General features: G+C 67.6%; 22 protein-coding genes. 16 read left to right on the top strand and 6 right to left on the bottom strand.

From position 1 onward, the window contains the following. Window positions 1–6: 6 nt before the first annotated feature. Window positions 7–264, bottom strand: coding sequence for an SHOCT domain-containing protein (locus AC1DBX_RS13540; RefSeq protein ID WP_026537025.1), 258 nt, complete (start codon window positions 262–264; stop codon window positions 7–9). 245 nt (window positions 265–509) lie between these two features. Here AC1DBX_RS13540 and AC1DBX_RS13545 point away from each other — a divergent pair, with 245 nt between their 5' ends. Further along, window positions 510–893, top strand: a complete 384-nt coding sequence (locus AC1DBX_RS13545) for a VOC family protein (RefSeq protein ID WP_223917085.1) — start codon at window positions 510–512, stop codon at window positions 891–893. Between the two features lie 120 nt (window positions 894–1,013). On the opposite strand, the gene AC1DBX_RS13550 is transcribed toward AC1DBX_RS13545, so the two are convergent. Beyond that, on the bottom strand, window positions 1,014–3,554 hold the full coding sequence (locus AC1DBX_RS13550; protein WP_476886945.1) for a DNA gyrase/topoisomerase IV subunit A: 2,541 nt from the start codon (window positions 3,552–3,554) through the stop codon (window positions 1,014–1,016). A gap of 67 nt (window positions 3,555–3,621) precedes the next feature. On the opposite strand from AC1DBX_RS13550, the gene AC1DBX_RS13555 reads away from it, so the two are divergent. The 3 genes from AC1DBX_RS13555 (at window position 3,622) to AC1DBX_RS13565 (ending at window position 8,451) form a co-directional block, all read left to right on the top strand. Further along, entirely contained in the window at window positions 3,622–6,333 is a 2,712-nt protein-coding gene (locus tag AC1DBX_RS13555) for a bifunctional acetate--CoA ligase family protein/GNAT family N-acetyltransferase (RefSeq protein WP_223917081.1), read from the top strand. Between the two features lie 80 nt (window positions 6,334–6,413). Then, window positions 6,414–7,157: a DUF5998 family protein gene (locus AC1DBX_RS13560; RefSeq protein ID WP_223917079.1), complete on the top strand. Its 744-nt coding sequence runs from the start codon at window positions 6,414–6,416 to the stop codon at window positions 7,155–7,157. Between the two features lie 67 nt (window positions 7,158–7,224). Beyond that, window positions 7,225–8,451 (top strand): alkaline phosphatase family protein, encoded by a 1,227-nt coding sequence (locus tag AC1DBX_RS13565; protein WP_476850477.1) that lies wholly within the window; start codon window positions 7,225–7,227, stop codon window positions 8,449–8,451. A 95-nt stretch (window positions 8,452–8,546) separates the two neighbouring features. On the opposite strand, the gene sepH is transcribed toward AC1DBX_RS13565, so the two are convergent. Next, window positions 8,547–9,974 (bottom strand): septation protein SepH, encoded by a 1,428-nt coding sequence (gene sepH, locus AC1DBX_RS13570; protein WP_476931980.1) that lies wholly within the window; start codon window positions 9,972–9,974, stop codon window positions 8,547–8,549. A gap of 332 nt (window positions 9,975–10,306) precedes the next feature. Here sepH and AC1DBX_RS13575 point away from each other — a divergent pair, with 332 nt between their 5' ends. Then, window positions 10,307–10,606 carry a DUF4193 domain-containing protein gene (locus AC1DBX_RS13575; RefSeq protein ID WP_476931981.1) on the top strand — a complete coding sequence of 100 codons (300 nt, stop codon included), beginning with the start codon at window positions 10,307–10,309 and terminating at the stop codon, window positions 10,604–10,606. A 117-nt stretch (window positions 10,607–10,723) separates the two neighbouring features. Here the strand turns inward: AC1DBX_RS13575 and AC1DBX_RS13580 are convergent, their stop codons facing one another. Continuing rightward, window positions 10,724–11,209, bottom strand: coding sequence for a DUF3093 domain-containing protein (locus tag AC1DBX_RS13580; RefSeq protein WP_223917074.1), 486 nt, complete (start codon window positions 11,207–11,209; stop codon window positions 10,724–10,726). 183 nt (window positions 11,210–11,392) lie between these two features. Here AC1DBX_RS13580 and dut point away from each other — a divergent pair, with 183 nt between their 5' ends. The 4 genes from dut to AC1DBX_RS13600 all read left to right on the top strand — a co-directional run bounded on the left by dut (window position 11,393) and on the right by AC1DBX_RS13600 (window position 14,148). Then, window positions 11,393–11,911: a dUTP diphosphatase gene (dut, locus tag AC1DBX_RS13585; protein WP_230010969.1), complete on the top strand. Its 519-nt coding sequence runs from the start codon at window positions 11,393–11,395 to the stop codon at window positions 11,909–11,911. A 182-nt stretch (window positions 11,912–12,093) separates the two neighbouring features. Continuing rightward, window positions 12,094–12,840 carry a DUF3710 domain-containing protein gene (locus AC1DBX_RS13590; RefSeq protein WP_476931982.1) on the top strand — a complete coding sequence of 249 codons (747 nt, stop codon included), beginning with the start codon at window positions 12,094–12,096 and terminating at the stop codon, window positions 12,838–12,840. Continuing rightward, on the top strand, window positions 12,833–13,303 hold the full coding sequence (locus AC1DBX_RS13595; protein WP_476850470.1) for a hypothetical protein: 471 nt from the start codon (window positions 12,833–12,835) through the stop codon (window positions 13,301–13,303). The genes AC1DBX_RS13590 and AC1DBX_RS13595 overlap by 8 nt, the downstream gene beginning before the upstream one ends. Beyond that, the gene (locus tag AC1DBX_RS13600) at window positions 13,300–14,148 is read left to right on the top strand and encodes a DUF3159 domain-containing protein (RefSeq protein ID WP_476931983.1); all 849 of its coding nucleotides are present in this window, start codon (window positions 13,300–13,302) and stop codon (window positions 14,146–14,148) included. The genes AC1DBX_RS13595 and AC1DBX_RS13600 overlap by 4 nt, the downstream gene beginning before the upstream one ends. Window positions 14,149–14,231: 83 nt before the next feature. Here the strand turns inward: AC1DBX_RS13600 and AC1DBX_RS13605 are convergent, their stop codons facing one another. Next, complete coding sequence (locus AC1DBX_RS13605; RefSeq protein WP_018772421.1) at window positions 14,232–14,975, bottom strand: potassium channel family protein; 744 nt, start codon at window positions 14,973–14,975, stop codon at window positions 14,232–14,234. Further along, entirely contained in the window at window positions 14,976–15,647 is a 672-nt protein-coding gene (locus tag AC1DBX_RS13610) for a potassium channel family protein (RefSeq protein ID WP_079553719.1), read from the bottom strand. A 154-nt stretch (window positions 15,648–15,801) separates the two neighbouring features. On the opposite strand from AC1DBX_RS13610, the gene AC1DBX_RS13615 reads away from it, so the two are divergent. The 7 genes from AC1DBX_RS13615 (at window position 15,802) to AC1DBX_RS13645 (ending at window position 26,381) form a co-directional block, all read left to right on the top strand. Beyond that, entirely contained in the window at window positions 15,802–17,778 is a 1,977-nt protein-coding gene (locus tag AC1DBX_RS13615; protein ID WP_476931984.1) for an APC family permease, read from the top strand. Then, window positions 17,775–19,199: a class I SAM-dependent RNA methyltransferase gene (locus tag AC1DBX_RS13620; protein WP_476931985.1), complete on the top strand. Its 1,425-nt coding sequence runs from the start codon at window positions 17,775–17,777 to the stop codon at window positions 19,197–19,199. Before AC1DBX_RS13615 ends, AC1DBX_RS13620 begins: the two co-directional genes overlap by 4 nt. 208 nt (window positions 19,200–19,407) lie before the next feature. Beyond that, entirely contained in the window at window positions 19,408–22,221 is a 2,814-nt protein-coding gene (locus AC1DBX_RS13625; protein WP_476851491.1) for an aconitate hydratase, read from the top strand. Between the two features lie 220 nt (window positions 22,222–22,441). Continuing rightward, entirely contained in the window at window positions 22,442–24,415 is a 1,974-nt protein-coding gene (gene dxs / locus AC1DBX_RS13630; RefSeq protein ID WP_476860243.1) for a 1-deoxy-D-xylulose-5-phosphate synthase, read from the top strand. A gap of 74 nt (window positions 24,416–24,489) precedes the next feature. Then, window positions 24,490–25,047 (top strand): hypothetical protein, encoded by a 558-nt coding sequence (locus AC1DBX_RS13635; RefSeq protein WP_476851493.1) that lies wholly within the window; start codon window positions 24,490–24,492, stop codon window positions 25,045–25,047. A gap of 66 nt (window positions 25,048–25,113) precedes the next feature. After that, complete coding sequence (locus AC1DBX_RS13640; RefSeq protein ID WP_026537002.1) at window positions 25,114–25,332, top strand: helix-hairpin-helix domain-containing protein; 219 nt, start codon at window positions 25,114–25,116, stop codon at window positions 25,330–25,332. A gap of 71 nt (window positions 25,333–25,403) precedes the next feature. Further along, a complete protein-coding gene (locus tag AC1DBX_RS13645; RefSeq protein ID WP_476851494.1) occupies window positions 25,404–26,381 on the top strand; it encodes an aldo/keto reductase in 978 nt (325 codons plus the stop codon). Window positions 26,382–26,481 lie beyond the last annotated feature (100 nt).

Genomic DNA, 26,481 nt, shown 5'->3' on the forward strand with positions numbered 1-26,481 from the left:
GGAGCACTATTGGTCCTCGCCGAGAACCTTTAGCTGCTCGCGGTATTGCTCCGCCGTCAGTTCACCCCGGGCAAAGCGTTCATCGAGGATCTGCCGGGCCCGGCTCCTGCCCGGGTAGGGCCCCTGCGGTCCCTGCATCCCGCTGTGACTGCCGCCTCCGGCAAACATGCGCACGGCGACCAGTACCAGCAGCGCTATGCCGATGAGCAGGAGAATGCCCCACATCCACATCCAGGCCATATTCATGCCGTAGCCCCACATCAAGACCGGTGCCCTTTCGCCTCAGACCATTGCTATTCCGATTCTTGGGCCGACCTCGGCTGCCCGGTAGAGTCCGAAGGCCTCCCCGTCCGGGAGCCTCGAGCTACACGCACTCACGGATATCGAGTGCGCGCATGCCCGGCCGTGCCCCGCCGGCCAAGGAAATCGGCGTCGCGGTTTCTCAGGTACGTGGGGGATGTGGAGGAGTATCATTCCTTCCGGGGGGCGGGCCTGGAAAGAGAATAGCCATGCTCAAGGACAAGCAAGTCGGCGCAGTGCTACCGGCAGCGGACATCGCCCGTGCACGGGATTTCTACCGCGATAAGCTCGGACTCGAACCCGAGAACGCGGATGCCGAGGACAACCTGCAGTACAAGTGCGGCGGCGGTACCGGGTTCCTCCTGTACCAGACGCCCAATGCCGGAACGGCCAAGAACACGCAGATCGGCTGGGTGGTCGATGACCTTCCGGGTGCCGTTGCGGAACTCCGGGCCAAGGGAGTCGTCTTCGAGGAATACGACTTCCCGGGCCTAAAAACGGAGGACGGCATCGCCACCACTCCGGACGGAAGCTCGGCCGCGTGGTTCCTGGACACGGAGGGCAACATCCTGAGCCTCAACCACATGCCCTAGCGCCGGCCCACAGGATGCGGGCAAGGCTTCCGGGACTGAGATCGCCGGAGGCAACGCCGGATCACGAATCCCGGCCGGAGCGCGACAGCGCCGCCGGCCGGATTTCGTTCGTCCGCGGTCCTACGTGTCGTTGCCGGCTTCCGGGTCCTCTGACCACGCCATGCTGGGTCCAATGGCGTCGATCGCCTGGGACAGCGGAATGCCGGAGCCGTCGCGGCGGCCATGCTCGCCGGGGAGTGAGCGCGCCACACCTGCCAGGGAGGACGCCTTGGCCGGCCCGTGCCCAGCCCAGCCGAGCAGCAGCGTGTCCTCGCCCTTGAGGAAACGGTGTGCCCGCACCCCGGCAGTCGCCCGGCCCTTGACCGGGTACTCGGCCAGGGCGGTGACCTTCGCGGCCCCGGGGGCTGTGCCCGGCAGCGCGCCTTCCGTCCCCGCGATGGTCACGACGACGGCGGCGGCGTCAGCGGGGCTGGCGGTCCCGAAGAACATCACCCGGTCCCCGGCGGCCAGCTTGATCCCGGCCATGCCGCCGGCGGTCCGGCCCTGCGGGCGGACGGCGGAGGCACTGAAACGCAGCAGTTGGGCCTGGCGCGTGATGAAGACGAGGTCGTCGTCGTCGGACCCGGCGGGGGCAACGCCCACCACGGTGTCCTTGTCCTTGAGCGCGATCGCTTCCCAGTCTTCGCGGTTCAGCGGATAGTCCGGCTGCACCCGTTTGACCACGCCCTGGGCGGTTCCGATTGCCAGAACCTGGTCCAGCGGCGCGAAGGCCACCAGCGATTCCCCCTTGAGCAGAGTGATGAAATCCTTGGCCGCTACCCCGCCGGCCATGTTGGGGGTACCCGAGGTTGGCGGCAGCACAGGCATGTCCATGACCTGCAGGCGCAGCATGCGGCCCTGCGAGGTCACGGCGGCGATCTCGCCGCGGGCGGTGGTTTTGACCACGGAGGAGAAGACGTCATGCCGGGTCCGCGGTCCGGCCTCGGCCAGGCTGTCCTGGTTGGCGGTGCGGGCAATCTGCCCGGACACGGTGAGGATGGCCCAGCAAGGATCGTCCGCGATCTCAAGGGCCAGCGGTGCGGCCTTGCCCTTGGCCCCGGCGGCTGCGCCCAGTGCCGCGGCGACGGTGGGGGAGACGGCCTCGGATTCCAGCAGGACGGTCCGGCGCGGTGTGCCGTACTTCTCCGCGATCTCGCCGAGTTCGTCGGACACCAGGGCACGGAGCAGCGCGGGGGAGCCCAGGATCGCTTCAAGCTCCGCGATCTCCCGGCGGAGCTCCTCTTGCTCCTTCTCCAGCTCGACCCGCGAATATTTGGTCAGCTGCCGCAGCCGCAGTTCCAGGATGAAGTTGGCCTGGATCTCGGAGAGATCGTAGATGGACATCAGCCGGGTACGGGCCTCGGCCACCTCGTCGGAGGACCGGATGATCTGGATGACCTCGTCAATGTCCACGATCGCGACCAGGAGGCCCTCGACCAGGTGCAGGCGGTCCTTCTTCTTGCCCAGCCGGAAGGCGGTGCGGCGCCGGACCACATTGATCCGGTGGTCCACGTAGACCGAGAGCAGCTGGAGCAGCCCGAGGGTCTGCGGCTGGCCGTCGACGAGAGTCACATTGTTGATGCCGAAGGAGTCTTCCATCGGGGTGTAGCGGTAGAGCTGCTGGAGCACGGCAGTGGGATTGAAGCCGTTCTTGAGCTCAATGACCAGGCGCAGGCCGTGCTTGCGGTCGGTGAGGTCCACGACGTCGCTGATGCCGGTGAGCTTCTTGCCGTTGACGGCATCCTTGATCTTCTCGATCACCTTCTCCGGGCCCACCATGTAAGGCAGTTCCGTGACCACCAGGCCGGTGCGGCGGGCCGAGAGCTGCTCGATGTCCACCTTTGCCCGGGTCTTGAAGGAGCCGCGGCCGGTGGCATAGGCGTCGCGGATGCCGTCCAGGCCCACAATCCGGCCACCGGTGGGCAGGTCCGGGCCGGGGACGAACCTCATGATGTCCTCGAGCGTGGCGTCCGGGTTGTCGATCAGGTGCCGGGCCGCGGCGATGACCTCCACCAGGTTGTGCGGGGCCATATTGGTGGCCATGCCGACGGCGATGCCCGTCGCGCCGTTGACCAGCAGGTTGGGGAACGCGGCCGGCAGCACGTCCGGCTGGGTCAGCTGGTTGTCGTAGTTGGGAACGAAATCGACGACGTCCTCGTCGAGGTGGTCGGTGAGGGTCAGGGCCGCGGCCGCCAGCCGGGCTTCCGTGTAGCGGGGGGCCGCCGGGCCGTCGTCGAGCGAGCCAAAGTTACCGTGTCCGTCGATCAGCGGCAGCCGCAGGGAAAAGTCCTGGGCCATCCGCACCATGGCGTCGTAGATCGCGGCGTCACCGTGCGGGTGCAGCTTGCCCATGACCTCGCCCACCACGCGGGCGCTCTTGACGTGGCCGCGGTCCGGGCGCAGCCCCATGTCGGACATCATGTAGAGGATCCGCCGCTGGACGGGCTTTAGGCCGTCGCGGGCGTCGGGAAGGGCCCGCGAATAGATCACCGAATAGGCGTATTCGAGGAATGAGCCTTCCATCTCGGACGTGACATCGATATCGACGATGTTCTCGACGAATTTTCCTGCGGAATCGTGGCTGGGTTCCCCTGCCGGGGGCGTGGTTTGGCGGCGTGCCATAAGGCTGGTGGATCCTTCTGAGGGGTGCTGAACGGGTACTGCGTAAGTTTATGACTAGGCTAAGCCTATGGTGGATCAGCCGGCGGACGGCGTATATCCGGAATATTGGGAAGCCGATGTTGTCCTGCGCGACGGCGGCACGGCGCATGTGCGCCCCATCCACCCCTCCGATGCAGATGCGGTCCAGGCCTTCCACGTGGGCCAGTCCCAGAAGTCCATCTACATGCGCTTCTTCGCCTTCAAGTCCAAGCTTTCCAGCAAGGAACTCAAGCGCTTCACCGAGGTGGATTACAAGGACCGGGTGGCCCTGGTGATCACCATCGGCGGCGAAATCCTGGGCATCGGCCGTTACGACCGGCTCGATGACCCGGCCGAGGCCGAGGTCGCCTTCAACATCGCCGACGCCCACCAGGGCCGCGGCATCGGCTCGATCCTGCTCGAACACCTCGCCGCCGCGGCCCGCGAGAACGGGATCCGCAAGTTCAGCGCCGAGGTGCTTCCGGAGAACCGCAAGATGCTCATGGTCTTCTCCGACGCCGGCTACGACGTCAAACGCCACTTCGACGACGGCGTGGTCAGCCTCGAGTTCAACATCGACCCCACCGACAAATCCCGCGCTGTGATGGAATCCCGCGAGCACCGCGCCGAAGCCCGCAGCATCCAGGAACTGCTCGCTCCGGCGTCCGTGGCCGTGATCGGAGCCAGCCGCAAATGGGGCACCGTGGGCTACCAGCTGCTCGAGCACGTCATCGAAGGCGGCTTCAGCGGACCGGTCTATGCGATCAACCCGGAGGCCCTGGAACTGGCCGGCATGCTCTCCTTCGCCCGGCTCTCCGAGGTTCCCGGCCCGGTCACGCTCGCCATCATCGCGGTCCCGTACGACGAGGTCCCCAAGGTGGTCCAGGAATGCGCGGCCGCCGGGGTCAAGGGAATTGTGGTGGCCACCGCGGGGTACGCGGACGACGGCGAACGCGGCCTGGCGCGCCAGCGCGAACTGGTGCGGCAGGCTCGAGAAAACGGCATGCGCGTGATCGGCCCGGCGTCCCTGGGCATCGTCAACACCAACCCGGCCGTGTCCCTCAACGCCTCGATGGCACCGGCCCTGGCCCGTCGCGGCGGGTTGGGGCTGTTCAGCCAGTCGGCCGCGATCGGCGTCTCGCTCTACGCGGCCTCCAGCCGGCGCCGGGTTGGCATCTCGACCTTCCTCTCGGCCGGCAACCGCGCCGACGTCTCCGGCAACGACATGATGCAGTACTGGGAAGACGACGCCGACACCACGGCGGTGGGCCTGTACCTGGAATCGATCGGCAACCCGCGCAAGTTCTCCCGGCTGGCCCGCCGGCTGGCCCGCACCAAGCCGGTGATTGTGGCCAAGTCCGACGCCATGGGCCTGAACCTGCCGCCCGGGCACTCTGTCCGCACCACCCAGGCTCCCTCGGAAGCGCTGGATGCCATGATGCGGCAGGCCGGGGTGATCCGGGTCGAGACCATCGAAGAGCTCATGGACGTCGCCCAGATCGTCTCGAGCCAGCCGCTGCCCGGGGGCCCCGGAATCGCCGTCTTCAGCAACTCGCGCGCCCTTGGCAAGGTGGTAGCAGACAGTGCCGCCCGCCAGGGGCTCGGCGTGGAACGGATCGTGACAGACGTGGACCTGGACGCGGGCATGTCCCGGGCGCTGCCGGCCCTGCGCCGGAGCCTGCAGGAAACCCTGACCGCGGACACGGTTTACGCCGCGGTGGTCGCGCTGCTGCCGGCGCACGGTCTCACCGTCGAAAAGATCGCCGGAGTGCTGGCCGAATGCTCCGCGGCGGCCGGCAAGCCGGTGGTTGCCGCCTTTAGCGGAATCCTTGATCCCTCCATCTATGTGGAGGGAATGGTCGGCGCCGAACCTGAACAGCCGCACCAGCCCGCGCCCGCTCCGCCGGTCCCGTGCTACTCCAACCCGGGTGCGGCGGTCGCGGCCCTTGCCGCCGTCGTGCGTTACGCCCAGTGGCTGGACCGGGACCAGGGACTGTTCGTGGAGCCCGAAGGGTGCCACCCGGAGGCCGCCCGGGCGGACCTGGAGCTGCTGCTGCGCGATGTGGGCGGCGAGCAGCTCGTCCGGCTGGACCAGGACACGGCCGCCCGGCTGCTGGGCCACTACGGCATCCGGCTGGTCCCGTCCGTCGGGTTCGAGACGGCGGAGGAGGCCGTGGCCGCGGCCGGGCAGCTCGGCTGGCCTGTGGCCTTGAAGACCACGGACCCGGCACTGCGGCACCGGCTGGACCTGGGAGGTGTGCGGCTGGACATCCAGGACGCCGATTCGTTGCGGCGCAACGTGCTGGAGATGCGCAAGTCGCTCGAGCGGTACGGCTCGCCGTCCCTGGAAGTGCAGACCATGGTACCGGTGGGGCAGGCCTGCACTTTCCGCGCCATCGAAGACCCGCTGCTGGGGCCGGTGATCTCCTTCGGCCTGGCCGGAGACGCCGTGAACCTGCTCGATGACTGGGCCCACCGCGTGCCGCCGCTCTCCGGCTCCGACGTCCACGACTTCATCCGGGCGCCCCGGGCGTCGCGGAAGCTTTTCGGCTACCAGGGCCTGCCCGCCGTCGACGTCGCGGCACTCGAGGACCTCGCCGCCCGCCTCACCAGGCTGAAGGACAACCACCCGGAGATCGCGCTGGTGCATTTCAATCCCGTCCTCGCCGGGCCCGATGGTGCCTCGATCCTGGCCGCCGATGTCAGGATCGCGAACGCCGCCCAGCGGACCGACAGTGCGCGCCGGGCGATGCGGAGTTAGGGTCTAACCTCCCCGGCTGCAGCCCGCGTCCAGGGCCCGGCAGTTAGCAAGTCCCATGCTGATCTGTGAAAATGGAGACTATGAGCACCCAGCCTCCAGCACCCAAGCCCCTGGCGACCGCCCCCGCACGCCAGACCGCGCACCACCACGGCCTCCATGACCACAGTGCGCAGGGCCAGAGCCTGGAAGGGGCCCTCCAGCAGGCCGGTTTCTACCCCCGGCTCGTGGCCGACGTCGTCGCCGATGCCCTGGATGGCCGCGATTGCGTGGCCCACCTCGTACATCTCGAGACACACTTCGACCGGGCCGAGGTCCGCCGCCACATCACCGTCCTGGTGTTGACCGACGACATGTTGGTCATCACCCATGTCGACGACCAGCAGCTCGACGAGGCCGGCGAGCAGACCGTCGCCCAGGTGTCCACCGAGTCCGTTCCCGTCACCCAGATCCGCTCCGTGGTCTTGAGCTATGTCTACGCCCAGCCGCAGGACTACAAGCCTTCCGACCCTGTCCGCGAGCTGACGTTGTCCATTGCATGGTCCGGCGGCCAGCGCCTCGACATGGGTCCGGCCAGCTGCGGGGACCCGCAGTGCGAGGCCGATCACGGCTACAGCGGCACCATTGCCCAGGAAGACATCGTCCTGCGCATCAGCGCCGAAGCGGACGGCCTGCAGGCCGTACAGGACGCTAAGCTCTTCGCCCGCGCCCTCCGCGCTGTGAACACCGGCTCCGCGGCGCCGGTCCCGCACAACGGGCCCGGGCTGCCGCCCCGACCGCGGATGGGCGTGTTCGGAAACCGCCTCAGCCGCGGCCACCAGCGCTGACATGGCCCATTTCCGTCAGCCTGAGCCCGCCGAAGATCAGCTGCCAGTCCCGGTATTGGCTCCCTCCCTGGCCGCCGGCGCCGCCGCGGCCGTTCCGCTGGCCGCCGGTGCTGGTCCGTCCCCGCTCCCGCCCGCCCCGGCGTTCGGACACCGTTCCATCGCCGAGGTGCTCACCAGCGCCGCCGCCAGCCTGGGAGTCCCGGGGTTTGAGAACAAACTGAACCTTCCGGCCGCCAAACGCGTGTGTGTGGTGCTGGCCGACGGGCTGGGCCGGAACCTGTTGAAGCAGAAGAGCGCCCACACCCCGTTCCTGCGTGCGGTCCAGCAGGCCGGCCAGGGCCAGGTGCCCGTGTCGCTGGACTCGGCGTTCCCGTCCACCACCGCGGCATCCCTCGCCAGCTTCGGCACCGGACTGTCGGCGGGCCAGCACGGCATGGTGGGCTATGACGTCCTGGATCCGGATCAGGACCGGGTAGTGAACATGCTGGGCAACTGGGACGCCGGCGTGGACCCGCGGACGTGGCAGCCGTTCCCCACCGTTTTTGAACGGGCCGCGGAACACGTCGATGTGACGACGGTCAGCCTGCCGCAGTTCAGCACCTCTGCCATGACCGAGGCCGCGCTCCGCGGAGGCCGCTTCCTCACCGGAACCACGTCGCACGCCCGGACCGAAGCGGCCGCCGAGGCCATGGCCGGCGCCGGTCCCTCGCTGATGTACTTCTATGTCAATGAGCTCGACAAGGCCGGGCACCGCCACGGCTGCCAGTCAGCCCAGTGGGAGCACCAGCTGGAAGAGCTCGATGCCACGGTGCGCCGGCTCAACGCCACCCTGCCGGCCGGCACCACGGTGCTGCTGACGGCGGACCACGGAATGGTGGACGTGCCCGAATCGCAGCGGATCGACTACTCCGCGGAGCCGGCGCTGCTCGCCGGGGTGCGGCACACCGCCGGAGAGCCGCGCATGGTCCACCTCTACCTGGAGGATAGGACGGACGACGCCGCCCGCGGCCGCCTGCTGGCCAACTGGCGGTCCCGTTTCGGGGACAGAATATGGGCCTTCACCCGTGAGGAAGCGATCGCGGGCGGCCTGTTCGGCGACGTGAGGGCCGAGGCCGCCTTGCGGATCGGCGACGTCATGATCGCGGCCCGGGACGCGCTGGCGCTTTACGATACCCGCAGGGTCCGGCCCACTGCCCTTGAGGTCGTGGGCCAGCACGGTTCCCTGACGAAAGCCGAGCGGGAAGTCCCGCTGCTCTATTTCCAGGCCGACGGTAAAAAAGCCCCCCGCGGCTGACGTTCCCAGCCTGAAATTCGGGACTGAAAATCGGGACGGAAATTCCTGCCTGAAATTCGGGACTGAAATCCCTGCCGGAAACGCGCGCCCGGCTTTTATTGGTCGCTGCGGGTTCCGAAGACGATTTCGTCCCAGCTCGGAACGCTGGAGCGCTTCGGCTTGGCCGGCTGGCGCTCGGGCTGGTCCGTTCCGGCTTCGTTCCGGGCAGCGGCGTGGGACTCGCGGTGCTGCCGCCGGGACGTTCCGCCGCCGATCAATTCATCCAGACCCGGGCTCGCCGTCGGGCCGCTCTTAGGGGCCGGGCGCAGTTGCGACGCCGCGATGGTGACTTCCCGGGTCTCGGTGCTGACGCCGTCGTGCAGTTTCAGGGCATCGTCTTCCTCCGGGAGGCGCGGTGCGAGGCTCAGCCGCGAGAGCATCGAGGGCCTGCCGTCGCGCCGTCGCGTGAAGGGGTCGGTTTCCGACGGGGCGGCCGCCTCCACTGCCGGAACGTCCGGCAGACCGGGGTTGATGAGGGCTGGATCGGTCTCGGCCGGGGCGGGATCGTTCTCCGCAGCCGATTCGGGGATGGCATCCGGCTCCACAGTTGCCGGAAGCCCGGGTGTTTCCGGGACCTCCGAGGGACGGGGGTGGGCAGCGGGGACGCCGGTGGTCAGGAGCGTGGCAAGGGCGTCGTCCGCGTCCTCGTCCACGCCGATTCGCTGGCCGCGGCGGGAACGCAGCATGTCCAGCAGCCCGTCGGCGTCTTGTTCCTGGTGGATCCTGTCCTGCTGGAGCAGCATCTGGTGAATAATGCTGTGCTGGCCGGTCGCTGTGCGGGCGGCGGCCTCGGCATCGGTTTCAAAGTCGAAGGGCCGGTCGGAGACGGCCGTAAGGCGCCGGGTCGGCACGGGGCCTTCGAGCGGCTCAAGTTCGCTCAGCTGCTGGGCCCAGCGGTTGGCGTTTTGCAGGGTCTTCCGGGCGGGGTGGAAGGTCCACAGGGCCGGCGGCTCCTCGCCGATTCCGGCCGGGCCGCCGGGCTTGGGCTCGAAGCGGGCCACCACGTTCCAGCTGCCGTCGGGACGTCGCCAGGAATCCCACTCCAGTGTTGAGGGCTCGACTCCGTAGGCCCTGAGCCGGTGCTCGACCATGTCGCTGAGGGACGCCGGGTTTTCACCGAACACCGACCGGTAGGCGTCGTGGCCCGGGGCGGGGGAGGCGACCTCCACCTTGCGGGCCTGCTGCGCGATGTACTCGCGTTCGGCCAGGACCGGGCCCTCGTAGCGCTGGACTTTCTCCAGCGGAATTCCGGACAGTTCCGCCACTTCGGCGGCGGTGGCCCCGTTGCGAATCCTGGTCTGGATGTCGCGCGGTGACATGGCAATAGGGGGTGCGGCCGCGCTGGACGCGGTCTTCGCCGACGCCCGGCTGGCTGCCACCCGAAGTGCTTCATCGATCGGCAGCTGGAACATCTCGCCGCCGGTGCCACTCAACAGGAGATGCTCTCCGTCGTCGTGGACGCCTACAAGCCGTAGATCCTGCATACAAATCCTCCACCCTGGCATTACTAACAATCGAAACTCTGCCACCAGCCGGACGCATTTCGGGTTAGGACGGCAGGCGCGCCGTGATTTTCCGCGACTTTACGCGACTTTCCGCCGGTTTTTGCCGGTCTGCGGGAGAGATCGGGGCGAGGAGACCGGTGGGCTCTGGCATTCGGGAGGCGCTTAAGCAAAAATGACCCGACACCGGGCACAAAAACCGCATGTCCGGCGTTACAACGGTGAACCGTTCCCGGAGCCCAGGGTTACCATCCCGGCGGGCCGCCCAGGAACGGCGAATCAATCGAACGAATGCGGAGTGTGAGCAACAAATAATGGCGACTGATTACGATGCGCCGCGTAAGACCGAAGAAGACCTCAGCGAGGATTCGATTGAGGCTCTGAAGGCGCGGCGTACGGAGAAGCCTTCCGCCGTGGTGGATGAAGATGAGTCCGACCTCGCCGAAGGCTACGAACTTCCCGGCGCAGACCTGTCCGGGGAGGAACTGCTGGTCCGGGTCCTGCCCGCCCAGGCTGACGAATTCACGTGTGCCTCCTGCTTCCTCGTCCGCCACCGTTCGCAGATTGCCCGCGAAAAGGACGGCTTTAAGTACTGCAAGGATTGCGAGGGCTAGGCACGCGGCAGCCCTGACCGGGACCCCCGATCCCGGGCCCGCATTTCGGGACCGGGGAGGAGGCGACGTGAGGTGCCCTCCGGGAGTTGGGGAGAGCCGTGCAGGGGGCGGTGGGAACTAAGCGTTGAGCGCGGCGATCAGTTGCTCCGGGTGGCGGCTGGACGCCAGCCAGTACGGCGTGCGGTCCGAGGGGTCCTCGATCTCGATCCGGACCACCGGATCCACCCAGCCGCGGATACACAGGAACGCCAGCCCGTTGAGCCGGGTGCCCCGCTCCGCCGTCGCTTCTTTGCCCCGGAACGCCGTGGCCTTGCCCAGGAATCCGCGTTCAATCGTGGCCCTGCCCACCTTCAGGGTGGTCCTCGTGACCGTGATTGACGGCGTGGACAGGACCAGCAGCACGGAGATGATGACGAAGAGCACGATCGCTGCGGTGATACCGGCCCAGATGCTGATGGGCGCCAGCATGAGGATCCCGGCGCTGGAGAACCCCGCCGCGACCAGCCAGATCCAGAAGTTCGGCCAAAGCTTCTCGGAGTAAAGGGCAGTGGAGTCGCGCGGGGCGCTCTTCGGGGCAGGCGCGGCTGCGCTGGATTCGGGCATAAGCACAGCTTTTCATCTTTCCCGGGCTATTTCACCTCGGCCCGGCCCGGCTCCAGCCCTGGATCAACCCGGAACAACCCGGATCAACCCGTATCCACCGCGCACCAGTCCCGCGGGCGGCGTGCCCGGGCAGGCCAGCGGCGGCTAGGACGATGTTCCTTGCGGGCGTTAGAGTGAGGGACTGTGACTGAAGAAAACACCGCCGTCGCCAGTGCCGCACCGACGGCCAGCGACGCAGCCTACGGAACGCCCACCTTGACGGTACAGCTGAAAATGCTCGACGACGGGCTCGAGCCGCCGTCGTACGCGCACCCGGGCGACGCGGGCGCTGACCTTCGCGCCCGCGAGGACGTCGTCCTCGCGCCGGGGGAGCGCCGCCTCGTCCCGACAGGCGTCTCGATTGCGCTCCCGGATGGATTCGTTGCGCTGATCCACCCCCGGTCCGGCCTCGCCACCAAGCACGGACTCACGGTGGTGAACGCCCCGGGGACCGTGGACGCCGGCTACCGCGGTGAAATCGCGGTGACACTGCTCAATACGGACCGGGACGAGGCGATCGAGCTCCGCCGCGGCGATAGAATTGCACAAATGGTCATTCAGCGCGTGGAGTACGCCAGGTTCCTCCCGGTCGAGGAGCTCGACGGCTCCGTCCGCGGCGGGGGAGGCTTCGGTTCCACCGGCGGTTTCGGCGGACCGGCCTGAGCGCAGGCCCCGGCAACGCCACGGGAGCCAACTGCGTTTCTGCAGTGCCGCAGGCACTGCAGCACATGCAGGCAATGATGCACGAAATAAGGAGCCGGCCGCGGGGTAGCGGGCGGCCACGCGGACAGGCGCCAGGACGGCGCCGGGCGGCGGTACAGGATCACAACTGAAGGAGACACCCCATGGTTTTTGGGCGCGGCAGGAAAGCCAAACAGGAGCAGCCGACCGGGGCCGATACGGACCAGAACGCTGTGGCCACGGAAGCTGCTGGTGACGCCGCCGCGACACCGGCCGGGAACGTTGCCGAAACCGCCGGCCGGGCCGCGACCGGCCCCTTCGACGTCGCGGAAATCGAAGACCAGGACGGGTACGTGGACCTCGGTGCGCTGCTGATCGCGCCCCGCGAGGGACTCCAGCTCCGCTTGGAGGTTGAAGAGGCGAGCCAGCGCGTCGTCGCCGTCACTATGGACCTGGAGGGCTCGAGCCTTCAGCTGCAGGCCTTCGCCGCCCCCCGTTCCGAGGGCCTGTGGGATGAAATCCGTGAGCAGATCGGGCAGTCGGTCGGCAGCCAGGGCGGCCAGGTCGAGGAGGTCGAGGGCAGCTTCGGCACCGAACTCGTGGCGAAGCTTCCCGCCGGCGGCGCGGACGGCAGCCAGGGCTACCGCGTGGCCCGCTTCATCGGCGTTGATGGCCCGCGCTGGTTCCTCCGCGGAGTCTTCGGCGGCGAGGCAGCCCTTGACCGCGACGCGGCGGCCGGACTGGAGGGGCTCTTCCGGAAGATCGTCGTGGTCCGCGGCGAGAACCCCATGCCGCCGCGTGACCTGCTGCAGCTGCGCCTGCCAAAGGACACCGCCACTGCACCGTCGCCGCAGGCGGCCCCCGAATTCGAACAGCCCGAACGCGGACCGGAGATAACCCAGATTGGCTGATGCCGCCGGCAAAAAATCCACCGCCGCCATGTCCGTCCGGGACTTGCCGGACCGCGGGCGGGTGCTGTGCCACGGCTTCATCGAGTCCGTCACGTACGTGCCCGCCAACCAGGTGGCTTCCTTCATTGCGATCCTGATCGATCACGACGTGCCTGCGCCCGTCAGCCGTTTCCCGGGATTTGGTGTCAAAGCCGGCTCCGGTGCCGGGACGGCCAGCAGCCTGCCGGCCAGCACCCTGCCGGCCAGCGGCGTGTCCACCCACCGGGTGCGCCCCGGCGCTCAGCGCCAGCGGCCGGCCGGCCCCAAGGAGCGGCTGCGCGTTGTATGGCTGGGCCGGCGCCGGATCCCTGGCGTCGACGCCGGAACTGAGCTCCGGCTCGAGGGCATGGTCACCATCCGCGACGGGCTGCCCACGATCTTCAACCCACGCTACGAAATACTCTCCCGCCAGGAGGAGCAATGACCTTGCCCGAACACCCCGAGCGGGACCGCCCGGAGCGGCCTCAACAAGACACCGACCGGCACGAGCCGGCGGAATCCGCGGACGGCGGCCGGGACATTTCCGCCCCCGTGACCTCCGAGCCCACAACGGCCCAGCCCACAACCGCCCAGCCCACAACCGCCGCGCCCACCGTCGCCCAGCTTGCCGGGGACTACGCGGCCAAGGCCGGCCTGCACCGGTCGAGCAACGGCAACATCGACGTGCTGAAAAGCGCCGGCGGCATCCAGGGCATCGCCGAGAGCATCCTCCCGGGCCTGGTCTTCCTGATTGCCTTCACCATCGACCGGGAAAACCTGGCCATGGCCGTCACGGCCTCCCTGGCGGTGGCCGCCGTCTTCACCGTGGCCCGGCTGGTTCAGCGCAAACCGCTGACGCAGGCTCTGGCCGGCTTCATTGGCGTCGGCCTCTCCGCCTGGCTGGCCACCTCGACCGGCAAAGCAGAGAATTTTTACGTCCTGGGGTTCTTCACGAACGTCGGCTACATCCTGGCCATGTCGATCTCCGTGGCCGTGCGCTGGCCGATCGCCGGCCTGCTCTTCGGCTTCATCCGCAACGAGGGCGTGGAATGGCGCAAGGACCCGAAAAGGATCAGGGCGTACAGCATCGGCACATGGGTGATCGTTGCCGTGCTGGTCCTGCGGCTCGTGGTGCAGGTTCCGCTCTACTTCATGGGCGAGCAGGGCCTCGCCGCCCTCGCCACCACCAGGCTCATCATGGGCGCCCCGCTGTACATCCTCGGCATCTGGGTTGCCTGGCTGATCACCCGGCCGGCCCCGGTGCCCGCCGCAGCCCCAGAAGCGAATTGACCCGTTGCGCTATCAGATATGGCCGTTCCCAGACTTCGGGAACGGCCATATCTGATAGCGCAACTATTGGGAGCGGAACTGCTCTAGCCGTCGAAGCCGTCGTCCCCGGCCGGCTGGGTGCCGTGGCCGTGCTGGTCCGAGGTCACCGGGTGCTGGTCCTCCAGCGGTGATTCGGGCGCCAGCAGGGCGCGGAGGTCGTCCTCGGCGGCGATCGTGGTGACAAAGAACAGTTCGTCGCCGCCGTCGATCACGTCGTCGCGGCTCGGCGTGATGGGCGCCTGGTCCCGCAGGATCGCGACGAGGGTGGCGTCCTCGGGCCACTGGACATCGCCCACGGTCAGCCCGATCACATGCGAGTCGTGCGGGACCGTGAACTCCACCAGTGAGGACACCCCGGTCTGCAGTGTCAGCAGCCGCACCAGGTCGCCGATCTCCACCGCCTCCTCCACCAGGGCGGTCATCAGCTGCGGGGTGTTGACCGCGACGTCGACGCCCCAGGAGTCGTCGAACATCCAGTCGTTCTTGGGGTTGTTGACCCGGCCGACGGTACGCCCGACACCGAATTCCGTCTTGGCCAGCAGCGAGACCACCAGGTTGACCTTGTCGTCACCGGTGGCGGAAACCACGACGTCGGCGTCCTCGAGTTTGGCGTCCTGCAGCGTGCTCAGCTCGCAGGCATCACCGACCAGCCAGTGGGCTCCGCGCAGCCCGCTCCGGCCGATGACCTCCGGCTTCTCGTCGATCAGCAGGATTTCGTGCTTATGGGCCAACAACTCGCGGGCGATCGAGGACCCGACGCTTCCGGCACCGACGATGACGACTTTCACTCAGGACTCCTTGGCGGGGGATTTGGCGAGAATGTGGCCGATCTCGGAGCTCCGGTCCACGTTCAGCATGGCGTGGACAGTGTCGCCGTCCTGATAAGACGTGGCGGCAGCGGGCAGCATGCCCTCACCGAACCGGGTCAGATACGCGATCCGGATGCCGGCCGCCTTCTCGATCGAGGAGATCGGGTGCCCGATCCAGTCGGGGTTGAGGTCAACCTCCGCGAGCACCAGCCGGCCCGAGGGCTCCCGGAAGTCACCGGCGATGTGCTGTTCGGGCAGGATGCGTCGCAGTACCTGGTCGGCGCTCCAGCGGACCGCGGCGACCGTGGGAATGCCGAGGCGCTGGTAGATTTCGGCGCGGCCCGGGTCATAGATCCTGGCCACCACATGGGGCACGTGGAAGGTCTCCCGCGCCACCCGGGTGGCGAGGATGTTGGAGTTGTCGCCGCTGGAAACCGCCGCGAAGGCATAGGCTTCCTCGACGCCGGCGCGCTTCATCGTCTCGCGGTCAAACCCGACCCCCGTGACCTTCCGTCCGGAAAATCCTGTGCGGAGCCGCCGGAAGGCGCGGTCGTCCTGGTCGATGATGGCCACCGAATGCCCGGCGTCCTCGAGCGTGTGTGCCAGGGTTGCCCCGACACGGCCACAACCCATGATCACGAAGTGCGCCACATGGGCCTCCTCTTGGTTCTGCGTCTGATACTGCGTAAAACTCTACCGGCCACGCGGTCCCGGAAGGCCACGGGCACGGGGCGCCGGCCGGCGCCCTTGCGCACGCCGACTTCGCCGTCATGACATCGCGTCCGAATCAGACTAGCTTTGTGTGGTGCTGACAATTTTCAATGCCGTGAAGCGGGTGCTGGTAGGCAAGCCCTTCCGGAACGACCGTCTGGCCCACACGCTCTTGCCGAAGCGGATCGCGCTGCCCATTTTCGCCTCGGATGCATTGTCCTCCGTGGCCTATGCCCCTGACGAAATCCTCCTGACCCTGGCCATCGCCGGCGTGAGCGCGGTCGCCGTCGCCCCGTGGGTGGGCCTCGCCGTCATGGTGGTGCTCCTGACCGTGGTGGCCTCCTACCGCCAGAACGTCCACGCCTACCCCTCCGGCGGCGGCGACTACGAGATCGCCAACGTCAACCTCGGCAAATTTGCCGGCCTCACCGTGGCCTCGGCGCTGCTGGTCGACTATGTGCTGACCGTGGCCGTGTCCATGTCCTCGGCCGCGACGTACCTGACCACCGCCGTGCCCTCGCTGCACGGACAGCAGGCGGCGATTGCCACGATCGGCGTCATCATCCTGGCCCTGGTGAACCTGCGCGGCATCAAAGAGGCGGGCAGTGTCTTCGCCGTCCCGACCTACATCTTCATGGCCTCCATCCTGGGCATGACCGCCGTCGGGATCTTCCAGGCCGTGACAGGCCAGCTGGGGCAGGCACCGTCGGCGGCGTTCGAGATTGTGCCGGAGCCGGGCTTCGACGAAGGACTTGTCGGCCTGGCCGGCGCGTTCCTGCTGCTGCGTGCCTTCTCCTCCGGCGCGGCGGCGCTGACCGGCGTCGAGGCCATCAGCAATGGTGTGCCCAACTTCCAGAAGCCCAAGAGCAAGAACGCGGCCACCACACTGCTCCTGCTTGGCGTGATTGCCTCCGCCATGCTGGCGGGCATCATCTACCTGGCCAACGCCACCAAGGTGCACATCGTGCTGGATCCGGCGACGGAATTCCTCCTGAACGGCAAACCGCTGGAAGAGGGGTACATCCAGAACCCGGCCATCAGCCAGATCGCGCAGACAGTTTTCGGCGAGGGGTCCATCCCGTTCTACATCGTGGTGGCCGCCACCGGCGTCATCCTCGTGTTCGCCTCCAACACGGCGTTCAATGGTTTTCCGGTGCTCGGCTCGATCCTGGCACAGGACGGCTACCTGCCGCGCCAGCTGCGGACCCGTGGCGACCGGCTGGCCTTCAGCAACGGTGTCCTGGCCCTGGCGGCCGGCGCCCTGGTGCTGATCATCGCCTTCAACGCCGACGTCACCAAGCTCATCCAGCTCTACATCGTGGGCGTCTTCATCTCCTTCACGATGAGCCAGCTGGGCATGATCCGGCACTGGGGACGGGAGCTGAAGCTTTCCAAGGAACCTGCCGTGCGGTTGCGCATCATCAAGTCCCGGACCATCAACACGGTGGGCTTTTGCATGACCGCCCTGGTCTTGGTGATCGTCCTGATCACCAAGTTCTCGCAGGGCGCCTGGATCGCGCTGCTGGCCATGTTCGTGCTGTTCCTGATCATGTGGAGCATCCGGGCGCATTATGACAACGTGGCCAAGGAACTCGCCGTGGACGAGGACTCCTCGCCGCGCGCGCTGCCCACCCGGGTGCACGCCGTGCTGCTCGTCTCGCACGTGCGCAAGCCGGTGTTGCGCGCCCTCGCCTACGCCCGGGCCTCCCGCCCGTCGCGGCTGGACGCCATTACCGTGGACATCAGCTCCGAGGAGACCGAGGCGACTGTTGCGGACTGGGAGAAGCTCGAAATCCCTGTGCCGCTGACCGTCCTTGCCAGCCCGTTCCGCGAAACGGTGACTCCGATCATGGACTACATCAAGAGCATGCGCCGGGATTCGCCGCGCGACCTGATCGTGGTCTACATCCCGGAGTACGTCGTGGGCAAATGGTGGGAGCAACTGGTCCACAACCAGACCGCGCTGCGCATCAAAACCCGGCTGCACTTCGAGCCCGGGGTCATGGTGTGCAGTGTGCCGTGGCAGCTGAAATCGTCCGAAGAAGCCAAGAAACTGCAGGATATCCAATGACCCCCGACACCCGGACGCACACCCACACCGAGACCCGCACCGAGCTGACGCTCGACGTCGGACCCGTCGCCCACGGCGGCCACTGTGTGGCCCGGCACGAGGGGCGCGTCATCTTCGTCCGGCACGGGATTCCCGGCGAAAAGGTCCGCGTCCGGCTCACCGACGACGGCCCGGCCGCGAAATTCTGGCGCGCCGATGTGGTGGAGGTCCTGGAGGCCTCCCCGGACCGGGTGCCGCACTTCTGGGATCTCGCCGATTCCGCGCGCTCCTGGTCGCACCGGCACCCGCCCGTCGGCGGCGCCGAACTCGGCCACATCTCCCTGGCGCGCCAGCGCAGCCTCAAGGCCGAGGTCCTGGCCGAACAACTCAAGCGGCTGGCCGGCGTCGAACTTGCGCCGGCGGAGCAGATCACAGTCGAGGCCGTCGGCGAGGCCGTCGGCGAGGCGGCAGGCGCCGGCGCAGGCGCGCCGGAGGATGCCGGCAGTGCGGGGGAGTCCGCCGCGTCCGGCCTGGGCTGGCGCACGCGCGCCGGCTTCGCCGTGACACAGGCCGGCAAGCTCGGCATGCACGCCCACCGCTCCGATGCCATCCTGCCCGTGCGCGAGATGCCGCTGGCCGTGGACGGAATCAACGCGCTCCGGCTCTGGGACATCGACCTGCAGGGCATCGACCGGATCGAGGTTGCCGCCCCGGCGAACGGCTCCCGGCCGCTGGTGCTGCTGGTGCCAGCCCCGGGAACCCGGTCCAAGCGGCTCAGCGGCATCCTGGCCCAGCTGCCCGACGACGTCTCGGTCGCCAGCCTGGACCCGGCCACCGGCGAGGTGCTGCAGTTGCGCGGCCGCACCTACGTCCAGGAGTCGGCCGCGGGCCACGAGTACCGGGTTACCGGCGACGGCTTCTGGCAGATCCACCGGGATGCCCCGGAGACACTCGTCGGCGCCGTCACCGGCTTCCTGCACGACGGCGGCTACCTCGCGCCGGGCTCGGTGGTGGCGGACCTGTACGCCGGGGCCGGGCTGTTCACGGCACCGCTGGCTGATGCCGTGGGCGTGACCGGATCCGTGCTCTCGGTCGAGGGAGCACCCGGAACCAGCCGCGATGCACGCAAGAACCTGCACGACGCCGCCCAGGTCGAGATCGTCCAGGGCCGTGTGGAGCGCGTGCTGCGGCAGAAACCGCGCAACTTCGACGCCCTGATCCTGGACCCGCCACGCGCAGGTGCCGGTAAGGCGGTAGTCAAACAGCTGATCGACGCCGGTCCCCGGGCCGTCGCCTACGTCTCCTGCGATCCGGCCTCGTTCGCCCGCGACCTGGGCTATTTCCGGCAGGGCGGCTGGGGCCTGGCCGGGCTGCGTGCCTTCGACCTGTACCCGCACACCCACCACATGGAGACTGTGGCGTTGCTGACTCCTCAACCGTGATGCCACTAGGATGGGCGTAGTAGTCCGTCGTCGCGCTCCATCACCGCTGCTTTTAATTTGACTGGTGTTGATGTAACGGCCGTTCCCTGCGTTTCTTACCTGCATTGCGTACCACGTTGTACTGATGCCTGTATTAGTTAGGCCGCCCTAACTAGCAAGGGTCCTGCGGCGCGACAAAGATGAAACTGTTGCGAGAGGAGTCCTGCGAATGAGCATTGTGGACAGTTTCGGTTCAAAAGGCAAACTTAATGTAGCCGGAACCGAATATGAAATTTTCCGGTTGAACTCCGTCGAAGGTGCAGAGAACCTTCCGTTCAGCCTCAAGGTATTGCTTGAAAACCTGTTGAGGACCGAGGACGGTGCCAACATCACGGCCGACCACGTCCGTGCGCTGGCAGGCTGGGATCCCAGCGCCGAGCCCGACACCGAGATCCAGTTCACGCCGGCGCGTGTGATCATGCAGGACTTCACCGGCGTGCCCTGCGTCGTTGACCTCGCCACCATGCGTGAGGCCGTCAAGGAGCTCGGCGGCGACCCGAAGCGGGTCAACCCCTTGGCGCCGGCCGAAATGGTCATTGACCACTCGGTCCAGATTGACGCCTTCGGCAACTCCGGCGCACTGGAGCGCAACATGGAGATCGAATACCAGCGCAACGGTGAGCGTTACCAGTTCCTGCGCTGGGGCCAGACTGCATTCGATGACTTCAAGGTCGTCCCGCCGGGCACCGGCATTGTGCACCAGGTCAACATCGAGTACCTGGCCCGCACCGTTATGACCCGTGAAGTCGACGGCGTTGTCCGCGCTTACCCGGACACCTGCGTCGGCACTGACTCGCACACCACCATGGTCAACGGCCTGGGCGTGCTGGGCTGGGGCGTTGGCGGCATCGAGGCCGAGGCTGCCATGCTCGGCCAGCCCGTGTCCATGCTCATCCCGCGCGTCGTGGGCTTCAAGCTCACCGGCTCCATCCCGGCCGGCGCCACCGCCACCGACGTCGTCCTGACCATCACCGAGCAGCTGCGCAAGCACGGTGTGGTCGGCAAGTTCGTCGAGTTCTACGGTGAAGGCGTCGCGGCTGTGCCGCTGGCCAACCGTGCAACGATCGGCAACATGAGCCCGGAGTTCGGCTCCACCGCCGCGATGTTCCCGATCGACGACGTCACCCTCGACTACCTGCGCCTCACCGGCCGGTCCGACGAGAACGTCGCCCTCGTGGAGTCCTACGCGAAGGAACAGGGCCTCTGGCACGATCCCTCCCGCGAGATCAAGTTCTCCGAGTACCTCGAGCTGGACCTGTCGACGGTTGTTCCGTCGATCTCCGGCCCGAAGCGCCCGCAGGACCGCATCATCCTCACCGAGTCCAAGGCCCAGTTCCGCGAGGACCTGCGCAACTACGTGAAGGAAGACCTGGCCGGCGGAAGCCTGGACGAAGCGATCGACGAAAGCTTCCCGGCTTCGGACTCGCCCTCGTTCACCGCCTCAGCGTCGCACCTGAGTGACGTGGCCCCGCACGCGCATGGCCCGAAGTCCAACGGCCGCCCGTCCAACACGGTCAGCGTCAAGACCGCGGACGGACGCGAGTTCGAGCTGGACCACGGCGCAGTGTCGATCGCCTCGATCACCTCCTGCACCAACACGTCCAACCCGTCCGTGATGCTGGCCGCCGCACTGCTGGCCCGCAACGCCGTCGACAAGGGCCTGACGTCCAAGCCGTGGGTCAAGACCTCCGTGGCTCCCGGCTCCAAGGTAGTCACCGACTACTACAACAAGTCGGGCCTGACCCCTTACCTGGAGAAGCTCGGCTTCTACATCGTGGGCTACGGCTGCGCCACCTGCATCGGCAACTCCGGTCCGCTCGACGCCGAGATCTCCGAGGCCATCCAGGCCAACGATCTCTCCGTCACCGCCGTGCTGTCCGGCAACCGCAACTTCGAAGGCCGGATCAACCCGGACGTAAAGATGAACTACCTGGCCTCCCCGCCGCTGGTCATCGCCTACGCCCTTGCCGGCACCATGGACTTCGACTTCGACAACGACGCCCTGGGCCAGGACGAGGCCGGCAACGACGTCTTCCTGAAGGACATCTGGCCGAACCCGGTCGAGGTCCAGCAGGTCATCGATTCCTCGATCGACAAGGAAATGTTTGCCCGCGGCTACGAAGGCGTCTTTGAGGGTGACGATCGCTGGAAGGCGCTCGACACCCCCGCCGGCGACACCTTCGCCTGGGACGAGAAGTCCACGTACGTCCGTAAGCCCCCGTACTTCGAGGGCATGAAGGCCCAGCCGGAGCCGGTCCAGGACATCACCGGTGCGCGCGTGCTGCTCAAGCTCGGCGACTCCGTCACCACGGACCACATCTCCCCGGCCGGTTCCTTCAAGTCGGACACCCCGGCCGGCCAGTACCTGCTGGCCAACGGTGTGGAGCGCAAGGACTTCAACTCCTACGGCTCACGCCGTGGCAACCACGAGGTCATGATCCGCGGCACGTTCGCGAACATCCGCATCAAGAACCAGCTCCTGGACGGCGTGGAGGGCGGCTTCACGCGCGACTTCACCCAGGCCGACGGCCCGCAGGCCTACGTCTACGACGCCGCACAGAACTACCAGGCTGCCGGCACCGCGCTGGTGGTCCTGGCAGGCAAGGAGTACGGCTCGGGTTCGTCCCGTGACTGGGCCGCCAAGGGCACCGCGCTCCTGGGCGTCAAGGCTGTCGTTGCCGAGAGCTACGAGCGCATCCACCGCTCCAACCTGATCGGCATGGGTGTCCTCCCGCTGCAGTACCCGGCCGGCCAGAACGCCGCCAGCCTGGGCCTGACCGGTACGGAAACCTACGCAGTTGAGGGCGTCACCGCCCTGAACGACGGCACCACGCCGAAGACCCTCAAGGTCACGGCCACCGCTGAAGACGGTTCCGTCACGTCCTTCGACGCCGTGCTGCGCATCGATACCCCGGGCGAGGCGGACTACTACCGCAACGGCGGCATCCTGCAGTACGTCCTGCGCCAGATCTCCGCGCACTAGCGGAGCTGCCGGGCACGCTCCGGTAACGCATGCAAAGGCCCCGGCCGGTCACTGACCGGCCGGGGCCTTTGCGTTCCCGGTTTCGGCCGCGGGTGCTGGATCTGGAGCGGGGGAGCGGAGAGCGTGAAGCGTGCAGGGCACCGGTGCTGGCCTCCGGCGCGGCGGCCCGCCCGGAGGCGTTAGAGTTAAAAGGCATGTCTACCACCCGAAGGAGGGGCCGTTGGGAATCTTGGACACCATCCGGAATCCGCAGGACCTGAGTAAGTTGTCCGGGGCGCAGCTGGATCAGCTGGCAGCCGAGGTCAGGGATTTCCTGATCGGCAACGTCTCCCGGACGGGAGGGCACCTGGGCCCGAACCTCGGCGTCGTCGAGCTCACCATCGCGGTGCACCGGATCTTCGATTCCCCCCGCGACAGCATTGTCTTCGACACAGGGCACCAGTCCTACGTGCACAAGCTCCTCACCGGACGGCAGGATTTCAGCACGCTCCGCCAGCAGGGCGGCATGTCCGGCTACCCGGACCGTGGCGAATCCGAGCACGACATCGTCGAAAGCTCGCACGCGTCCTCCTCGCTGTCCTGGGCCGACGGTATCTCGCGCGCCCGGCAGCTGACCGGCGACGGCGACCGCTTCGTCGTCGCGGTGGTGGGCGACGGCGCCCTGACCGGCGGCATGGCCTGGGAGGCGATCAACAACATCGCGGCGGACAAGAAACGCCGTGTCGTGATTGTGGTCAACGACAACGGCCGCTCGTACGCCCCGACGGTCGGCGGGTTCGCCGACTACCTGGCGTCCCTTCGCCCCACCATCGATTCCCTCCGGGCCGCCCCCTCCTATGAAGGCACGCTCGAGTGGTGGAAGCGCAAACTGCAGAAGGGCGGCCCCGCGGGGCAGTTCACGTACAAGAGCCTGCATGCCATGAAGAAGGGCATCAAGGACTGGTGGGCCCCGCAGGGCATGTTCGAGGACCTCGGCATGAAGTACATCGGTCCCGTCGACGGCCACGACCTCCAGGCCTTGGAAAACGCCCTGTCCACCGCCAAGAACTATGCCGGCCCCGTGATCGTGCACGCCATGACGGAAAAGGGCCACGGATACGCCCCGGCCCGCGCCCATGAAGCGGACCAGTTCCATGCCGTGGGGATCATCGATCCGGAGACCGGCGCACCCACCGAAGCCGGTGGCGCGAAGTCCTGGACCGCGGTGTTCGCCGACGAGATCGCCGACATCGCCGACGAGCGCCAGGACATCGTCGGGATTACTGGTGCCATGCTGATTCCGGTCGGGCTGCACAAGTTCGCCGCCCGGCACCCGGAGCGCGTGTTCGACGTCGGCATCGCCGAGCAGCACGCCCTCACCTCGGCTGCCGGCATGGCGTTCGGGGGACTGCACCCGGTGGTCGCGGTCTACGCGACGTTCCTGAACCGCGCCTTCGACCAGCTGCTGATGGATGTCGCCCTGCACAAAGCCGGCGTCACGATCGTGCTGGACCGGGCCGGCGTCACCGGACCCGACGGCGCAAGCCATCACGGCATGTGGGACATGGCCATGGTCCAGATCGTCCCCGGGCTGCACCTCGCGGCGCCGCGCGACGCCACCCGGCTGCGGGAGGAACTGCGCGAGGCTGTGGCCATTGAAGACGCCCCGAGCGTGCTCCGCTACTCCAAGGGCAACGTCGGCCCCGAAGTCGATGCGGTCGAACGCCTGGAGGACGGCGTGGACGTGCTGGCCCGCCGGCCCGCGGGCTCGAGCGAGAACGACGTCCTGATCGTCAGCGTGGGCGCCATGTCAGAACTCGCGCTGGACGTCTCCGGCCGGCTCGGTGCCCAGGGCATCAGCTCCACGGTGGTGGATCCCCGCTGGGTCCTCCCGGTCCGGCAGTCCATCATCGATCTCGCCGCGCGCCACCGCCTGGTCATTTGCATTGAGGACGGTGTGCGGGCCGGCGGCGTCGGCTCCCGGATCCGCCAGGAGATGCGTACCGCGGGCGTGGACACTGCCCTCAACGAGGTCGGCCTGCCGGTCGAGTTCCTCGATCACGGCACGCGCAGCCAGGTGCTCGAACGCGTGGGCTTGACCGCCCAGCAGATCACGCACGACGTCGTCGCCCAGGTCCTGGGCACCAAGGTGCCGTTTGCGCGCCCCTTGCCCGGCCAGGAACACCCCAGCACCGGCAGCATCCCGCAGCTGTAGCCAGCACATCCGTTGAGCACTACCCGTGGGCGCCACTGAATCCGGCGCCGGACGGCCCAGGAAGGAACTGGCATATGAGTGGAATTATCAGAGTTTACAAGCGCGACGAAGAGGGCACCCTGCACTTCAGGGAGGCCTGGTTTGATGAGGACTACAGGCAGTTCGTGATGAACCACGGCGTCGTCGGACACCAGAGCAAGACGGACGAGACGGACGTCGCGGACGCGGAGGCCGCGGAGCGCCTCATGGACGCCTTCGCGGCGCAGTGCGCCGAGGACGGCTACGCCGAAATTCCGGCGGAGGAACAGTCCTGGGTTGTGGCCCAGTACGCGCTGAAGACCAAAGAGGGGACCAGCCGCGACCGGTACCTCGAGGAAAAAGCCAAAGACGCCCTGATCAGCCATCTGGCCTGGCGGGGCCTGGGGATCGTGGACCGCAGCGAATTTTCCGACGCCCGGCTCAACATCTTCTGCCTCACCCCGGACGTGAATAAGACGGTCAACGCCATCAAGGTCTGCGTCCGCGGCGAAGACCTCGACTTCACCAAACTGAGCATTGGCGCCGCGCCGTTTGGCGAGGATACTTTCAAGCTCAAGCACTCGCCGAAGCCGGCAAACGGCTTCACGCTGTAGGCAGCACGGGCAAGGAGCCGGGCACGGCTCACACCAGTTTGGGGGCACGGACTGAAAGGCAACGCAATGACGCGCAAACCCTCGAAACCAGGCTGCACCCCGCTGCCCGCGGGACTCGCGGCGCCGGCGCGAAAGTCGCTCGCGCACGCGGGGGTCGAGACCCTCGAACACCTCGTGCAGCTTGGCCGGCGCCGGCTTGCCGGGATGCCGGGCGTCTGCCCTCGCACCCTCGCGCAGCTCCAGGACGCCATGGACGAGCACGGGCTGAAGCTGCCGGCAGGGTAGCGGGGTCCCGCTTCTCCGCCGCCCGCGGCGGCCTGGCCGGGGCACCCGCCGGGGCGATATAGGCTAAAACCATGACTGAATACCGCCGCGTTGGAAATTCCGGACTGTCCGTCTCTGTCGTGGGACTTGGCTGCAACAACCTGGGCCGGTCCGGGACCGTGACCGAATCGCAGGAAGGCACCGACGCCGTCGTGCATGCGGCGCTCGACGCCGGGATCACCTTCTTTGACGTCGCGGACGCCTACGGCCGCGAGCCCGGCCTCAGCGAGTCAATGCTCGGCAAGGCCCTCGGTTCCCGCCGCGACGATGCGGTCATCGGCACGAAGTTCGGCATGGACATGCGCGGCGCCAACGGCGAGGACTTTGGTGCGCGCGGATCCCGCCGCTACATCATCAAGGCGGCGGAGGCCTCGCTGCGCCGGCTCGGCACGGACTGGATCGACCTCTACCAGTTCCACACCCCGGACCCGCTCACGCCCATCGACGAGACGCTCTCGGCCCTCGATGACCTCGTCACCAGCGGCAAGGTCCGCTACATCGGCCACTCCAACCGGGCCGGCTGGCAGATCGCCGAGGCTGAGTACGTGGCACGCGCCCGCGGGGGAGCCCGCTTCATCTCCAGCCAGAACCACTACAATCTGCTGGACCGGCGCGCCGAACTCGAGGTGACCCCGGCGGCCGAGGCCTACGGCCTGGGCGTCCTGCCGTACTTCCCGCTCGCCAACGGCCTGCTGACCGGCAAATACTCCGCCGGCCGGGCCCCCGAGGGAAGCCGGCTCAGCCACACCCGCACCAACCTGGTCCACGACGCCGACTGGGAACAGCTGGGTGCCTTCGGCAAGTTCGCCGCCGACCGCGGGCTCAACGAAGTCCAGGTGGCCTTCTCCTGGCTGGCCGCCCAGCCGTCCGTCAGCAGCGTCATCGCCGGCGCCACCACGCCGGAGCAGGTGCGCCAGAACGCCGCCGCCGTGGCCTGGAAACCCAGCCAGGCCGACCTCGCCGAGCTGGACGACCTCTTCCCGCGCACGCCCAAGGTGGCGCTGTTCTGAACGGTCCAGTTCTGAACGGTCCAGGTCTGAACACTGATCGTATGAACAGTGCTGGTCTGAACAGTGCTGGTCTGAACAGTGCTGCAAGCGCCCGGGCGGC

The sequence above is a fragment of the Arthrobacter sp. 10N44_2 genome (assembly GCF_056394385.1).

What these genes read in the sequence shown, in the direction of transcription:
- AC1DBX_RS13590 (WP_476931982.1), top strand. Translation starts at nt 12,094, where the DNA reads ATGGTTTTTGGGCGCGGCAGGAAAGCCAAACAGGAGCAGCCGACCGGG.
- AC1DBX_RS13645 (WP_476851494.1), top strand. Translation starts at nt 25,404, where the DNA reads ATGACTGAATACCGCCGCGTTGGAAATTCCGGACTGTCCGTCTCTGTC.
- AC1DBX_RS13640 (WP_026537002.1), top strand. Translation starts at nt 25,114, where the DNA reads ATGACGCGCAAACCCTCGAAACCAGGCTGCACCCCGCTGCCCGCGGGA.
- AC1DBX_RS13600 (WP_476931983.1), top strand. Translation starts at nt 13,300, where the DNA reads ATGACCTTGCCCGAACACCCCGAGCGGGACCGCCCGGAGCGGCCTCAA.
- sepH (WP_476931980.1), bottom strand. Translation starts at nt 9,974, where the DNA reads ATGCAGGATCTACGGCTTGTAGGCGTCCACGACGACGGAGAGCATCTC.
- AC1DBX_RS13620 (WP_476931985.1), top strand. Translation starts at nt 17,775, where the DNA reads ATGACCCCCGACACCCGGACGCACACCCACACCGAGACCCGCACCGAG.
- AC1DBX_RS13575 (WP_476931981.1), top strand. Translation starts at nt 10,307, where the DNA reads ATGGCGACTGATTACGATGCGCCGCGTAAGACCGAAGAAGACCTCAGC.
- AC1DBX_RS13555 (WP_223917081.1), top strand. Translation starts at nt 3,622, where the DNA reads ATGGTGGATCAGCCGGCGGACGGCGTATATCCGGAATATTGGGAAGCC.
- AC1DBX_RS13580 (WP_223917074.1), bottom strand. Translation starts at nt 11,209, where the DNA reads ATGCCCGAATCCAGCGCAGCCGCGCCTGCCCCGAAGAGCGCCCCGCGC.
- AC1DBX_RS13545 (WP_223917085.1), top strand. Translation starts at nt 510, where the DNA reads ATGCTCAAGGACAAGCAAGTCGGCGCAGTGCTACCGGCAGCGGACATC.
- AC1DBX_RS13625 (WP_476851491.1), top strand. Translation starts at nt 19,408, where the DNA reads ATGAGCATTGTGGACAGTTTCGGTTCAAAAGGCAAACTTAATGTAGCC.
- AC1DBX_RS13635 (WP_476851493.1), top strand. Translation starts at nt 24,490, where the DNA reads ATGAGTGGAATTATCAGAGTTTACAAGCGCGACGAAGAGGGCACCCTG.
- AC1DBX_RS13560 (WP_223917079.1), top strand. Translation starts at nt 6,414, where the DNA reads ATGAGCACCCAGCCTCCAGCACCCAAGCCCCTGGCGACCGCCCCCGCA.
- AC1DBX_RS13550 (WP_476886945.1), bottom strand. Translation starts at nt 3,554, where the DNA reads ATGGCACGCCGCCAAACCACGCCCCCGGCAGGGGAACCCAGCCACGAT.